Source organism: Aurantimonas marianensis, assembly GCF_024195285.1.
Lineage (GTDB): Bacteria > Pseudomonadota > Alphaproteobacteria > Rhizobiales > Rhizobiaceae > Aurantimonas > Aurantimonas marianensis.
Genome location: NZ_JALHBS010000038.1, coordinates 43,195 through 57,486, shown reverse-complemented (window position 1 = coordinate 57,486; position 14,292 = coordinate 43,195). Strand labels below are relative to the sequence as shown.

Below are 14,292 nucleotides of genomic sequence, written 5' to 3'. Positions count from 1 at the left end.
GCGGCGTTGGTTATTGGCTTGATCGCCTTGATTTGGGCCTCGGCGTGGAAGGATGCGGTTCTCGCTGGAAATCAGGCCGGCGGGGTCGTGTTCTGCCTCTTGGCGCTGTTCTTCGTGTACCTCCCCGCAGGCAATCAGATCATGCAGATCGGTGATGGCTACGCGGCACTGATCGCATGGGTGCTGATCTGGCTCGCGTATAAGCTATTCATTGGGGTTGGGGTGCCAGTTCGACCCCGCTGACAGCGACTCCACCTCGCGGCCAAGCGTCGACTATCACCAGCAACATTTTCACGCTGGACCGTCATTCGACGAGACTTCGAAAATCTGCCACAGAGATCTGTATCGACACCAAAACTGCCGCTTAGGCATGGTGCCAACGGGCCTTCGCCGGCTGATCGTTCAAACCGGCTTCGAAGCGATCATCCGAAGCCGAAAACGGAGTGATTTGAAGTAGCGCGCGTGGGCATTTGATTTTGCGCGCTACAGGACCGGCTGTGAATTCCGCTCCGCCCTCGCTCTCACACGAAGTCGAAATCGCTGGCGGTGATGTCGACAGCATTGACGCCGGACAGGATGACGGTATCGCCACCGAAGGTGAGATAAGTCACCGTCCCATATTGGTTTACGGCGATATCGGCGAAGGTCAGTCCGCGGCCTGAAAGGTCGATAAGATCCTGCCCGCCTGCGGGATCGGCATCGAAATCGGTGATGAGATCAACACCCGAACCAGCGACGTCGTAGACGAAGCGGTCGTTGCCGCCGGCGCCGATCAGCACGTCGAAATCCCCTCCGCCGCCGGTCAGCAAATTGTTGCCGCCGGAGCCGGCGATGATGTCGTTGAACGCCGATCCAACGGCGTTCTCAATCGAATTCAGGAAATCCTGGCTCACCCCATCATAGGTTACGTTGCCAGTCAGATCGATCTGCACGCCGCGAACGGCGTTGCCGAGCGTGACCGTGTCGCTGCCGCCAAGTCCATAGAGAAAGTCCGTACCGGCTCCACCTTCGAAAATATTGTCGCCGTTCGTTCCGAAAAGCAGGTCGGTAAAATCGGTGCCGACGACGTTCTCGAACTCGTAAATGCGGTCTCGCGTGCTGCCGACATCCCCCACGCCGCCGAGAAGATCGACAAAGACGCCGGCGACGGCGCCGCCATAGGAGATCGTGTCGATGCCGCCGAGCCCGTTGATGAGGTCGGCACCGCCCAGACCGTTGAAGACGTTGTTGCCGGCCGAGCCGAACAAGGCATCGGCGAACTGCGAGCCGATGGCATTCTCGATCGAGAAGAGCGTGTCCTGCGCCACGCCGTCATAGGCCAATTGGGCCGTCAGATCGACCTGCGCGGTGAAGGGACCGACCGCCAGGGCGGTGAACAGGAAGGAGACCGTATCGGAGCCGCCATAGCCGTTGATGATATCCGCGCCGCCCATGCCGATAAGCACGTTGTCCTCGTTCGATCCGATGAGCAGGTCGGCGAAATTGGAGCCGATCGCGTTCTCGATCGAGATCAGCGTATCGAGGCCAAGGCCGTCGTTCGCAACGCCGCTGAACAGATCGACGACGACGCCTTGATTGGCGGAAATCAGGTAAACGGTATCGGAACCCCGGCCGCCGATCAAAGTGTCGGCACCGGCATTGCCCTGCAAGAGATCGTCCCCCCGCATGCCGAAGAGCGTGTTCTGCCCGGCACTACCCACAAGATAATCTGCGCCGTCGCCGCCGATCGCGTGTTCCACATTGAAGAGCTGCAACTCGATACCGTCGATCGTGCTCACAGCTCCGGTCAACTGAATGGTGGAGTTGGAGATGACCGCCGCCGCGTTCACAACGTCGCTGCCGCCATCGAGATCATTGAAGCTCGTGCGATGGCCCGCCACGCCAGCAAATTGGGAATACTCGCCCGTGAAGATGTAGCGATCGTCATTGGTGGCCGCCCGTCCGTAGAGATTGAGGTCGACGTCGCGGACGGTGAGGACGTCGGCGCTCGAGTCATCGACGATCCGCACGGTCCAGTCGCCGAGGCTCGACTCGCCGCGGAAGGCCTGGCTCTCGAAGGTATAGCGGCCATCAAAGGCGGCGCCGCCGGCCTGGTCATTGATCAGCACATGCTCCACCCCGCCCGGCGAGGTGAGGTAGATATCCATATCGGCGAGAAATGTCGTCGAAAAATCCAGCTCCAGCGTCAGCCGCTCGACGATGATGGCCTGCTCCTCGTTCAGCGTGAACGACGTGCCGGTCAGGTTGCCATCCGGGATCACCACAGGAGCGCCGGCGATCGCGTCCTCCGTCGTCATCACTTGATTGGCGCTTGTTCGCGCGGCATTGAAGAAATTCCAGGTTTCAGCCAACCGCACGGCCGCATGGGCGTCGACCAGCCCGTAGCCGTAATCATTGCTGAAATGCAGGCCGCCGCCGTTCCAGTTGTCGGCCTGGTTGAAGTGCCAGGGGGTGCGTTCGGAACCGGCCGTCGTCATGTCGTCGACGACGCTGCCGACGTGGCGGGCGGAATAGGCGAGGATGTCCTGCACGTCGCGCCAGCCGAGGCCGGCGTTGGCGTCGACCATCAGCGTCACCACGCCGGCCACCATCGGCGCGGCCGACGACGATCCGTTGAAGGTGCTGGTGTAATTGGTGGCGTTATAGCCCGCAGCGCCCGTCCGGTCCGTCGTCACCACCTGACCCGGCGTACCGAAGCCGGAGACCAGGTTGGCTGTGCCAAAGGACGAATAGGAGGAGACGAAGCCGTTCTGATTGACCGCCGCGACGACGATCTGCTGCGTGTTGTTCGTCCAGGGGTCCGAGTTGACGTCGTAGTTGTCCGAGCGGGAATTGCCGGCCGACTTGACGATGCTGGTGCCGAGCCCGCCCCGCCCGGTGCCGACCGCCAGATTGATCGAATTGTCGATCTCGGCGAAACGCAACGCGTTGTAGCCGAATCCGAACTCCGAATTGGCATCGTTGGCGATGCCCTGGCTGATATTGATGACGTCGCCGCCATTGGCCGAAGCGCTGTAAATGGAATCGCGAATGTCCTGCAGCCAGCCATCGTTGATGAACGCAGCGGTCTGGTACCCGACCATGGTCGCACCGTAGGCGATACCGGTGACACCGATACCGTTGTTGCCGACCGCGCCGATGATTCCCATGACGGCCGTGCCGTGGGAATTGTTGTTCAGCCCGAACGGATCGCCGTCGTTGTTGAACCAGTCGTAATCGAAGACGGTGTCGTAATTCGCGGCCAGATCCTCGTGCAGATAGTCGAAAGCATCATCGATCACGAAAACCTTGACGCCGGCGCCGGTGTAATCGTCCCAGAGCGAGTTGAGGCCGTTCGCATTGACGATGTTGAGATCGAGCAGGCCGGGGGTCGTGTTGCGCAGATGCCATTGCTGGCCGAACATCGGGTCGTTGGGGAGGGACATCGATCGGATTCCTTCTTCTGGTTCGGCAGGACGCGCATGACCTGCGGCGCCTGTCCCACTTCAGATCCGCGCGATCAGATCCTGACGGCTGGCGCGTGACCGCTCAAAGTTTCCGCAATTGCTCCGCATAGACGACCGGGCCGCGGCAGGTCGTCATGTTGACGTAATAGCCGGAGATCTCGACGCGCGCGCCCAGGGGCACGTCCGTCGCAACGTAGGAGACGCCGACAAGCTCGCCGTCGTCGGTTCTGATCTTGGGACATTCGACGCCGTCGCCGCGGGTTGCGTAGGTGCCCGTCACCGTCACGCGCTCCTGCGACCCGGCCGGCTTTTCCGCTTCCGCCACGCGGTCTCCCATTCTGTCGGCGCGCAGCCCGTCGATCTCCGCCAAGGGCAAATCTGGCGGAGGGCCACCGTTCTCCACCCCGCAGGCAGACAACATGGCGGCGAGACTAGTCACTGCCGCCGCCGGAATGAAGGCTTGAGAAAGTCGCACTCCATCCCCCTGGTTGATTCGTAAACTGGCAGGCGCGGAACGGGCCAAAGGCAGTTGTTACTATACCGCAGCCAATTTCTTTGAAGTATACCGTGCAAAATTCCATCGGACCGTGCCGCATAACGATGCTAGGGCCAAAACGACGTAGCGTCAAGATTTGCGGAAAAAGCGAGATGCGGGCGGATGAAGGAGGTTTCCGTTCACCAATTGGACTGGCCCTCGCCGGTTCAGCTGACAGTCAGAGGCTTGCAGACGCGGAAGCGGCCTGGGCACTCCTTTCGTAGTCGATCGAGGATCTGTAAGGGCCGATAACAAAACTGGAACGATGGGAACCCATCCGGCCGGCCATTCCGGCATCTCGGCGCCGAAGCGGGGCGGGGCGGATGCGGCGCTTCCGGCCGGACAAGCCCGTAGTGCAGCGCGATCGAACGGGTCGCTGTCGCCGCGGGTCGTATAAATGACGACGTCCGGGATTTCACTCGCGCTCGATGAAGTTGAGGACGTCCATGCGGGCATCGGCCCTGATTGCAGTGGGGTCCCGATCAAGCAGGTCCGCGCCTGACACAATGGCGACGATTAGCGCCCAGCTATACCGCTCCATGAGGCAGCACCCGTATTTGCCCCGGCATTGTCAGTAGGATAGTTGTGCGGGAATGGCTGCTTCCTCCGCTCCGATTCCTCTCACCGCCCCCGACCTCTCCGGCAAAGAGTGCCGATACGTGGCGGAGGCCGTAGCGGCGCGTCAGCTCGCGGGTGACGGCGGTTTCACGAAACGTTGCCATGCGTGGCTGGAACGGGAAACCGGAGCGGCAAAGGCGCTGCTGACCCATTCCTGTACGGCGGCGCTGGAAATGGCGGCGCTGCTGCTCGACATTATGCCGGGCGACGAGGTGATCATGCCGTCCTACACGTTCGTGTCGACGGCCAATGCCTTTGTCCTGCGCGGCGGTGTCCCGGTCTTCGTGGATATTCGGCGCGATACGCTGAATCTCGACGAGAGACTGATCGAAGCGGCGATCACACCCCGGACACGGGCAATCGCCGTCGTCCACTATGCGGGCATCGCCTGCGAGATGGATGCGATCATGGCGGCTGCGGCGCGACACGGTCTCGCGGTCGTCGAAGATGCGGCGCAGGGTTTGCTGGCGACCTATCGCGGGCAGGCGCTCGGGAGCATCGGTGCCCTCGGAGCCCTGAGCTTCCACGAGACCAAGAATGTGGTGTCGGGCGAGGGGGGGGCGTTGCTGGTCAACGACGCGTCGCTGGCGCACCGCGCCGAGATCGTGCGCGAGAAGGGAACCGATCGCAGCCGCTTCCTGCGCGGCGAGACCGACAAGTACACCTGGCAGGACATCGGATCGTCCTTTCTGCCTAGCGAGATCGTGGCGGCATTCCTGTTGGCGCAGCTTGAGGAAGCCCGGGCCATCACCGAGCGCCGCCTCCGGCTCTGGCGGATGTATGATGAACTCCTGGCGCCGCTTGAGGCTTCGGGGGCGCTGTCCCGTCCTGGCGTGCCGGCAGAGTGCACGCCCAACGGCCATATCTATTATGTGATGCTGGCGAGCGATCGGGACCGGCAGGCGGTGATCGATCATCTGGCCGCGGCCGGTGTGCGGTCCGCCTTCCACTATGTGCCGCTGCACAATTCGCCAGCCGGACAGCGCTTCGGTCGAGCGGTCGGGGACCTGCCGGTGACCGCCGAGGCGTCGCGGCAACTGCTGCGGCTGCCGCTTCACGCGGGGCTGGCCGAGACCGACCTTGCGCGGATCGCCGCACTGCTGCGTGAGGCGCTGGATTGATTGCGACGCAGGGGCAAGGGACAGCGCGACCCAGGCCCGCATCCCTCACCCATCGCCATCTGGACTGGATCGCGGCGCTCCTGATCGCTGCTGTCGGGGCGACGCTGGGCGTCCTCACGCTCCGGCAGGCCGGCTATCTTTTCTTCTATCAGAACTTCACGCCCGAGGTCGTCTATGCGGGGTGCGGGCTCGGCTTTGGCCATCCCGGCGCGGTCTCGGATGTGCTCAAGGAGTTCATCCTCGTGCGCGCGAGGGAGTTCGACTGCCAAGCTCTTGGTGCGGCTGCAGCGATAGGGCCGCCGGGCCTGTTCGCGCGCCTGCAGCTCTATCTCGCCTACGCGGTCGGCGCGCTCTGGCATCCGCCGCGATTGACCTATGCCGAGCTGTGGCCGCTGGTGGCCGTTGCGACCGGCGCCTATGCGGCCGGTGCCTTTGTCCTGCTTCGGCTGTTTTTCCCGCTGGTATTGGCGCTGGTAGGCGGCGGCGTGCTTGCCGCCTCGCCAGTGGCCCTGTCGCTGGTTACCTCGTTCCGCGACTATTCCAAGGCGCCCTTCTTCGTCTGGACACTTGTCTTCGTCATCCTGACGATGCGCGCCGGATCGCTGCGCGGGGCACTGGGATGGGGCATGCTCGCCGGCCTGGCGATCGGCATCGGTGTCGGCTTTCGCGGCGATGTCATCATCCTCGCGCCAATCGGTGTGCTGGCGCTCCTCGTGGCCCCAGGGCTGCGGGCCCTGGCGCGTCGCGGCGCGGGGGCGGCGGCGATGGTCGCGATGATGATGCTGTCGGCCTGGCCGATTTTGTCGGTCACGGGTTCGGGAGCAGCCGGGTCGCTGGTGCTCCAGGGCTTGAGCGAGCCGTTCCGATCCTACCTGGCGATCGAACCGGCCGTCTACGGATTGGGCGATCGCTATTCCGACGAGCTGTCGCTGTCCTCGATCGCCGCGGCCGAACGACCGCTTCATCCCGAGTGGGATAATCGCGAATCGCCGCCCTATTACGGTGTCTCGCAAGCCATGCGATACTCCGGAACCAACATGGTCCGGTGGCTGCCGTATTTCCTGGGCGACCTCGCCACACAGGGCCTCAAATCGGCGGCCTGGATCACGGCCTTTCCGGTCCTCGTGGCGACGGACCGCACCGGCCTCGACCCGGGCGGCCCGGTGCGCAACGGTCCAGCGGCGAGCCGCTATCTCGCCTTTTTCTACGATGCGCTGGGTAACGTGTGGCTTGTCCCCCTCGCCATCGCCGGCCTGGCGGTGTTTTTCTGGCGGGAGATGGCGATCCGGCCCAATGAGGCCCTGGGTGTTGCGGTGATCTTCGCGCTGGTTCTGGCCTTCCCGGTGGTGCAGTTCTCGGTCCGGCATGTGTTCCACCTGGAGTTCGTCTGGGTGACCTCGATCCTGGCCCTATTCGCCGCCCCGTCCGATGGGGGCGGTCTGAAGCGCGTCGGCAGGCGATTCGCGGCTTTCGCAGCCGGCGCCGTCGCTTTGGTCGCCATCACTTACGGTGCGCTTCTGCTGTATCAGCAGCAGGCACTGCGCGGCGAGCTGGAGGGGCTGCTGGCCGCGCCACGAGCGCCGGTCGCAGCCGATTGGCGGGTCGAGACGGTCGAAGAGCGGCGTCGGGGAGTCTTCACGGTGCCGGTGCCGCCGCGGCATCGCGACGTGGTTGCGGCGAGGCTGGACAGCATGACCGATGCGATGCCTACCATGGGTCTGCAGTGGGATGTTCGCGCAGCGGCGGATCGGCTCGTTCTCACCCTGCAAAACTGCCCGGCGGGCGACTATGTCGCTCAGGTCGGGTATGCGACGGCCGACAATGTCTGGCAGCCTTTCGACCATGACCTGCGGGCGTCGGTCGCGCGCGGCAGCAAGGGGTCCGTGACGTTTCTGCTGCCGGCCTTCTATCGCCCGACCCAGCACCTTGCCACGATCGCGGTCGATCCACTGCCGCAGGGCTGCGAGGCGACGCTCGAGCGAAGCGAGGGACGTTCGGTTCTGCCGCCGCTGCTGACCGCCTCGCTTCCGACCGGATGGCGCGACATGTGGCTTTTGCGCGGCTTCGGCGGCTTTCCCACCAGTCCCTGAGGGAGTGGAACGCCGTCCCGGGCGCGATCAGCGCAGACTGGCCGCGCCTTGTCATACCGCGCCGCATCCGGCATATGGGGGCGCAGCGTCAGGTATGCGCCGATCTTAACGAAAAGGACTATTGCAGCGCGCGATGACCATCCTTGTCACCGGCGGTGCCGGCTTCATTGGCGCGAATTTCATCCACGATTGGCTGGCCCGGTCTGACGAAGCCGTCGTCAATCTCGACCGGATGACCTATGCGGGCCATCCCGGCAATCTGTCCGCGCTTTCGGGCGATCCGCGCCATCGTTTCATCAAGGGCGACATCCGCGACGGTGAACAGATCGACACGATCCTGCGCGAGCACCGGCCGCGGGCGATCGTGCATTTCGCCGCCGAAAGTCATGTCGACCGGTCGATCGCCGGGCCGGAGGCCTTCGTCTTCACCAATGTCGTGGGGACCTTCAACCTCCTCGAGGCCGCCCGCGCCTACCACGGCACGCTGGCCGACGAGCCGGCCGCCGGCTTCCGCTTTCTGCACGTCTCGACCGACGAGGTCTACGGCGCCCTCCAGGCGGACGACCCCCCGTTCACCGAGGCTTCCATCGTGGCGCCCAACAGTCCCTATTCGGCCTCCAAGGCCGGCTCGGACCATCTTGTGCGGGCCTATTTCCACACCTACGGGTTGCCGGTGCTGACGTCCAACTGCACCAACAATTACGGGCCGCGGCAGTTTCCTGAGAAGTTCATTCCGGTGGTCATCGAGCGTGCCCTCGCGTTCGAGCCGGTGCCGATCTATGCCGATGGCAAGAACGTCCGAGACTGGATCCACGTCGCCGATCACTGTGCCGCGCTGCGCCTCATTCTGGAACGCGGGGAACCTGGAACGGTCTACAATGTCAGCGCCGAATGCGAGCGGCGCAACATCGACCTGGCCACCGCGATCTGCGACTGCGTGGACACGCTTGCTCCCGATCCGCAAGGCCGGATACGCCGGACCTTGCTGACGCGCGTGGCGGATCGGCCGGGGCATGATTTCCGCTACGCGATGAGTGCCGCCCGCCTGCGCGAAACACTGGGCTGGCGGCCGGAGCGGAGCTTCGCGGACGGGTTGCGTCAGACGGTGGCGTGGTATCTCGACAATCGCCAATGGGTCGCCGAGGCGCAGGCCCGGCTGGCTTGCGCACTTGCGGAGACGGCATGAAGCGCGTGGCGATCGTCCAGTCGAACTACATTCCGTGGAAGGGTTACTTCGACCTGATCGCCTCGGTCGACGAATTCGTGCTCTACGACGACGTGCAGTTCACCCGTCGCGACTGGCGCAACCGCAATCTGATCAAGACCCCCCAGGGCGTGCGTTGGCTGACGATTCCGGTCGCGAGCAAGGGGCGATACCATCAGACGATCCGCGAGACGGCGATCGAAGGGGGCGACTGGGCAGCGACGCATTTGCAGTCGCTGCGGTCGAACTACAGGCGGGCGCGCTTCTTTGACCAGGTGTCTGAGCTCGTCGAGCCGCTCTATGCAGCCCCGTCGTCCAGCCTGTCCGACCTCAACCGGGCATTTCTGGACGCAATCTGTAATTAACTCGGCATCACGACGCACTTCACACGTTCCGCCGATTATGAACTCGCAGAGGAACGCACCGAGCGACTGGCGTCCATCTGCTCCCAGGCTGGCGCGGACGTCTATGTCAGCGGCCCCGCCGCGAAGGACTACCTCGACGAGGCAGAATTCCGTCGGCGGGGCATGCGGGTGGAGTGGTTCGACTATTCCCGCTACCCTGAGTATCCGCAGTTGTGGGGAGAGTTTGTCCACGGTGTGACTATGCTCGATCTCCTGTTCAACTGCGGACCGGAGGCGCGTAACTTCATGAAGGCCAGGGGCTGATGCGACTGTCTATCGTTGCCACTCTCTACCGATCCGCAGACTATATCGGCGAGTTTCATCGCCGGGTGACGCAAGCGGCGCATGTATTCGTCGGCGACGACTACGAGATCGTCCTCGTCAACGACGGTTCGCCGGATCACAGCCTGCGGATTGCGTTGGAACTCGCCTACGAAGATCCGCGCGTCTGCGTCGTTGACCTGTCGCGCAACTTCGGCCACCACAAGGCGATGATGACCGGGCTCGCGCACGCCCGGGGCGACCTCGTCTTCCTCATCGACAGCGATCTGGAGGAGCAGCCGGAGTGGCTCGAAAGTTTCTCCCGGAAGCTGTGCGAAGACGGCTGCGATGTCGTCTTCGGCGTCCAGAAGAAGCGTAAGGGCAATATGTTCGAGCGTTGGTCCGGGGACTGGTTCTACCGCATCTTCCGGGCCATTACCGGGGTCGACCTGCCGCATAACATCGTCACGGCGCGGCTCATGCGCCGTATCTACGTGGACGCACTGCTGCAATATGATGAGCGAGAGCTCTTCCTGGCGGGAATTTGGCATATCGTCGGCTTCGACCAGCGGCCGATAAGGATCGACAAGCTCAGCCTGAGCCCGACCACCTATTCGGTAACCCGCAAGTTTCACATCCTGATCGATTCCATCACTTCCTTCAGCAATGCGCCTCTGATCGGGATATTCTACATCGGCCTCGCCATCTCCATGGTGGCAGCAGCCTATATCGTCTATCTCGTGTCGATCTGGGCGATCATCGGAACCATCGCAGACGGCTGGACGTCGGTAATGGCTTCCATCTGGCTGATAGGCGGCATGATCATCTCCTTCATGGGAGTCATCGGGATCTATCTCTCGAAGGTCTATACCGAAGCCAAACGGCGGCCTTACACGCTTGTCCGCAGCGTCCATCGCGGCGGACGGGCTGCGCGTTCCAACGGTCGCGAAGACATGGCGCCGGACTCTTCGTCCAGGGTCGACATGTGCGAGTCGAGGGCCGCCGAATGACGGACAACCTGGATGCCATCGCTCACTACTATGCCGGCAAGCTCGCTGCCCATGGCGAGCGCGCTCAGGGTGTGGACTGGAACGGTGAAACCAGTCAGGCTCTCCGGTTTGGCCAGTTGCTGAAGGTCGTGGACACCGAGGCTGCCTTTTCTCTGAACGATCTTGGCTGCGGCTACGGCGCGCTTCGAGATCAATTGTCGGAAAGCTGTCCCCGCTGCGATTATGCCGGATACGACATCGCACCCGAGATGGTGGCTGCCGCCCGCAATCGTTTCGCCGGGATGCCCGCGACGCGTTTCGAAGTCGCAGCCGTGCCAGACCGGATCGCCGACTTCACCGTTGCCAGCGGTATCTTCAACGTCCGTCTCGATCGGACGAATGAAGCTTGGACGCGCTACGTCGAGACCACGCTTGAACACATGGATCGCACGAGTGCTCGCGGCTTCGCCTTCAATTGCCTCACCTCCTATTCGGACGAGAACCGCAAACGCCCGGATCTCTACTATTGCGATCCCGGAACCGCATTCGACTGGTGCCGCAGCCGCTATTCGCGCAACGTCGCATTGCTGCACGACTACGATCTCTACGAATTCACGATCATCGTACGCAAATCGGGATCAGGGGCACGGTGAAGGATCTCCTCATCTTCGGCACCGGGCAAATCGCAGAGCTTGCCCATTATTACTTCACGAACGATACGCAGCGGCGTGTCGTCGCCTTCACTGTCGACGGCGCGCATATGGACGGCGACACCTTTCAGGGCCTGCCCGTCATTACCTTCGAGGAGATCGAGCAGCGGTTTTCGCCGGAGGACCACGACGCCTTCGTGGCGCTTAGTTATTCGAGACTCAACGCGCTTCGGCGCGAGAAATATCTGGCGTGCAAGGACAAGGGCTATGGCTGTGCGAGCTACATCAGTTCGCGCGCCACGGTGCTGAACGACGGCCGGATCGGCGAAAATTGCTTCGTTCTGGAAAGCAACGTCGTGCAGCCCTTTGTCACGATTGGCAATAACGTGACCTTATGGGGCGGTACTCATGTCGGTCACCATTCCATAGTCGAAAGTCACTGTTTCCTTGCTCCGTACTCAGTCGTGTCTGGCAACGTGTGCATCGGTGAATCCTGCTTTGTCGGCGTGAACGCAACGCTCCGCGACGGCGTCGCCATAGGGGCCAACTGCGTCATCGGGGCTGGGGCGCTGATCCTGGCGGACACCGAACCAGGAGGTGTCTACATGGCGGCGGGAACGGAACGGTCCCGCGTCCCGAGTAGCCGACTTCGGAAGATTTGAGAAAGGCCGTGCGCTGGACCAAACTCGGACGTCTGTTCACGCCGACGTCGCGTCACCCGAAGCTGGCAAGCCATGCCGCCAATCCCGTGGCAATGCACCTCGACGGCGACGTTTTCCGGGTCCTGTACAGCGGGAGGGACGTCAAGAACCGATCCTCCGTCGGCACGGTCGACGTCGATCTCCGCAAGCAACTGGTCGTGCATGCGCCGGACGAACCGCTCTTCGCGCATGGTCCCCCGGATAGCTTCTACGCGGCCGGCGTCAGCGCCGGCTGCGTGTACGAGGCGAACGGCCAGAGTTACATTCTCTTCATGGGCTGGCAGAATCCGCCCGGTGGCCACTGGCGGGGACATCGGGCGCCTCCGGCTGGAGAATGGTGCGTTGTTGCTGGCCGACGATGGTCCGCTGCTGGGGGCGAGCCCGCAGGATCCGATCAGCCTCTCCTATCCGTGGGTCGTCTCGACACGCGATGGCTTCATCATATGGTATGGTTCGACGGTTGCCTGGGACGCAGGCAACGGCGAGATGCTGCATGTCTTCAACCGGGCGACGTCCTCGGACGGCATGGTCTGGGCCCGCGAGGGGCAAGCGGTTACGCACAGCCTGGGCGATGCACAGGCGTTCTCTCGCCCGACCGTACTTCGGCGCGACTCCGGCGAGTGGGATATGTGGTTCTCCTATCGCGCGGCGCCCGGGCGAAGTTACCGGATCGGCCACGCGGCCAGCCGGGATGGCTGCGATTGGACGCTGGATCTTGTGGGTGCCGTCATAGACGTGTTCGAGACCGGTTGGGATTCACAGATGACCTGTTATCCGTTCGTGTTCGACCATGATGGCAAGCGATACATGCTCTACAATGGCAACGGCTATGGGCGGACGGGTTTCGGACTGGCCGTGCTGGACGGATAGAATGGGCTGGACCGATAGAATGGACTTGTGATGCGGATCGGACCTCCGATGCCTGAAACCGCCCTGAACCGGTTGTCCTCGACCGGCGAAATTTGGCGAACGCGGATTGCCGATATCGCATCGAAATTTTTGCGCTACGGTCTCGTCGGCATTGTCGCCAATGGGATCGGATACGGAACCTATCTGGTCATCACGGCGACGGGCCTGGAGCCGAAGCTTGCCATGTCTCTCCTGTATCTTCTGGGTGCGGGCATTGGCTTTCTCGGCAATCGGGCCTGGACGTTCCGGGACCGGGGACGCGTCTGGCCGGCACTTTGGCGTTACGGGGCGGTCCACGGAGTCGGATATGTCACCAACTTCATGCTTCTGTTCATCTTCGTCGATCGCCTGGGCTATCCGCACCAATTCGTGCAGGCGGCGGCGATTCTGATCGTCGCGTTGGTTCTGTTCATTTGCTTCAATCTCTTCGTGTTCCGCGCGCCGAAGGCCGAGGCGGACGCATGATCGCCTGCCCGCGTTGCAAAGCTCTCGGGCAGATGGATGACGGCGCCTGCCCGCAATGCGGATTTACGCCGGAGGTCATCGACGGTTTTCGCGCTTGGGCGCCCGCCATGGCCCGGGCCGGCGGCGGGTTCGAGGCAGAATATTTTGCGCTGCTCGCCGAGCTGGAGGATCGGAATTTCTGGTTCCGTTCCCGCAATCGGCTGCTCGTCTGGGCCTTGAAGACGTATTTTCCCGCCATGACCTCGTTTCTCGAGGTCGGCTGCGGCACGGGATATGTGCTCAGGGGGATCGCCGAAGCCTTTCCCGCGGCCCGGTTGACGGGCAGCGAGATTTTCGTTGACGGCCTCCAGCATGCCGCCGAGCGGGTGCCGCAGGCCGAGTTCGTACAGATGGACGCGCGCGCGATGCCCTATCGCGAGGCCTTCGACGTGGTCGGAGCTTTCGATGTCATCGAGCATATCGACGACGATGAGGGCGTTCTTTCGAACCTTTATAGCGCAGTGAAGCCGGGCGGCGGATTGATGGTGACGGTACCCCAGCATCGTTGGCTGTGGAGCGCCGCCGACGATTATGCCAGGCACGAGCGGCGTTATTCGGCGAGAGAACTTCGCAAGAAGGTGGAGGCGGCGGGCTTTTCGGTGGTGCGAAGTACGTCCTTCGTATCGCTGCTGTTGCCGCTGATGGCGTTGTCGCGCATCAAGCGGCAATCGGTCGAGGCGTATGATCCAACCGCCGAACTGCGGCTGCCGCCAGCCGTCAACCGGGGGCTGGAAGCGTTTCTAACGCTGGAGCGCGCCCTGCTGCGGGCCGGAGTCGATGCGCCGGCCGGAGGTTCGCGACTGATCATCGCACGCCGGCCCGGGTGATGGCTCGGCACGAAAATCCCCGTTTCGGCAGAA

Annotated in this window: 12 protein-coding genes and 1 pseudogene; 11 read left to right on the top strand and 2 right to left on the bottom strand. The window is 63.0% G+C overall.

The genetic code is table 11. The features are described from left to right. Nucleotides 1–243, top strand: a 243-nt coding sequence (locus tag MJ956_RS07470) for a hypothetical protein (RefSeq protein ID WP_253963854.1), incomplete at its 5' end; no start/stop codon positions are given. 278 nt (nt 244–521) lie between these two features. Here MJ956_RS07470 and MJ956_RS07465 read toward each other — a convergent pair. After that, nucleotides 522–3,425 carry a S8 family serine peptidase gene (locus MJ956_RS07465; protein ID WP_253963853.1) on the bottom strand — a complete coding sequence of 968 codons (2,904 nt, stop codon included), beginning with the start codon at nt 3,423–3,425 and terminating at the stop codon, nt 522–524. A gap of 103 nt (nt 3,426–3,528) precedes the next feature. Further along, nucleotides 3,529–3,921, bottom strand: coding sequence for a hypothetical protein (locus MJ956_RS07460; protein ID WP_253963852.1), 393 nt, complete (start codon nt 3,919–3,921; stop codon nt 3,529–3,531). A gap of 653 nt (nt 3,922–4,574) precedes the next feature. Here MJ956_RS07460 and rffA point away from each other — a divergent pair. The 10 genes and pseudogenes from rffA to MJ956_RS07410 all read left to right on the top strand — a co-directional run bounded on the left by rffA (nt 4,575) and on the right by MJ956_RS07410 (nt 14,259). Further along, the gene (rffA, locus tag MJ956_RS07455; RefSeq protein WP_253963851.1) at nt 4,575–5,720 is read left to right on the top strand and encodes a dTDP-4-amino-4,6-dideoxygalactose transaminase; all 1,146 of its coding nucleotides are present in this window, start codon (nt 4,575–4,577) and stop codon (nt 5,718–5,720) included. Beyond that, entirely contained in the window at nt 5,717–7,810 is a 2,094-nt protein-coding gene (locus MJ956_RS07450) for a hypothetical protein (RefSeq protein ID WP_253963850.1), read from the top strand. Before rffA ends, MJ956_RS07450 begins: the two co-directional genes overlap by 4 nt. A gap of 133 nt (nt 7,811–7,943) precedes the next feature. After that, entirely contained in the window at nt 7,944–8,996 is a 1,053-nt protein-coding gene (gene rfbB, locus MJ956_RS07445) for a dTDP-glucose 4,6-dehydratase (RefSeq protein WP_253963849.1), read from the top strand. Further along, nucleotides 8,942–9,682 (top strand): annotated as a pseudogene (locus MJ956_RS07440) (WbqC family protein). Before rfbB ends, MJ956_RS07440 begins: the two are co-directional and overlap by 55 nt. After that, the gene (locus tag MJ956_RS07435; protein WP_253963848.1) at nt 9,682–10,689 is read left to right on the top strand and encodes a glycosyltransferase family 2 protein; all 1,008 of its coding nucleotides are present in this window, start codon (nt 9,682–9,684) and stop codon (nt 10,687–10,689) included. The pseudogene MJ956_RS07440 and the gene MJ956_RS07435 overlap by 1 nt, the downstream one beginning before the upstream one ends. After that, nucleotides 10,686–11,321 carry a class I SAM-dependent methyltransferase gene (locus tag MJ956_RS07430; RefSeq protein WP_253963847.1) on the top strand — a complete coding sequence of 212 codons (636 nt, stop codon included), beginning with the start codon at nt 10,686–10,688 and terminating at the stop codon, nt 11,319–11,321. Before MJ956_RS07435 ends, MJ956_RS07430 begins: the two co-directional genes overlap by 4 nt. Continuing rightward, complete coding sequence (locus MJ956_RS07425; RefSeq protein ID WP_253963846.1) at nt 11,318–11,980, top strand: acetyltransferase; 663 nt, start codon at nt 11,318–11,320, stop codon at nt 11,978–11,980. The genes MJ956_RS07430 and MJ956_RS07425 overlap by 4 nt, the downstream gene beginning before the upstream one ends. A 381-nt stretch (nt 11,981–12,361) precedes the next feature. Beyond that, on the top strand, nt 12,362–12,889 hold the full coding sequence (locus MJ956_RS07420; protein ID WP_253963845.1) for a glycoside hydrolase family protein: 528 nt from the start codon (nt 12,362–12,364) through the stop codon (nt 12,887–12,889). A gap of 48 nt (nt 12,890–12,937) precedes the next feature. Then, complete coding sequence (locus tag MJ956_RS07415; RefSeq protein WP_253963844.1) at nt 12,938–13,393, top strand: GtrA family protein; 456 nt, start codon at nt 12,938–12,940, stop codon at nt 13,391–13,393. 32 nt (nt 13,394–13,425) lie between these two features. Continuing rightward, on the top strand, nt 13,426–14,259 hold the full coding sequence (locus MJ956_RS07410) for a class I SAM-dependent methyltransferase (protein ID WP_253963843.1): 834 nt from the start codon (nt 13,426–13,428) through the stop codon (nt 14,257–14,259). Nucleotides 14,260–14,292: the final 33 nt, after the last annotated feature.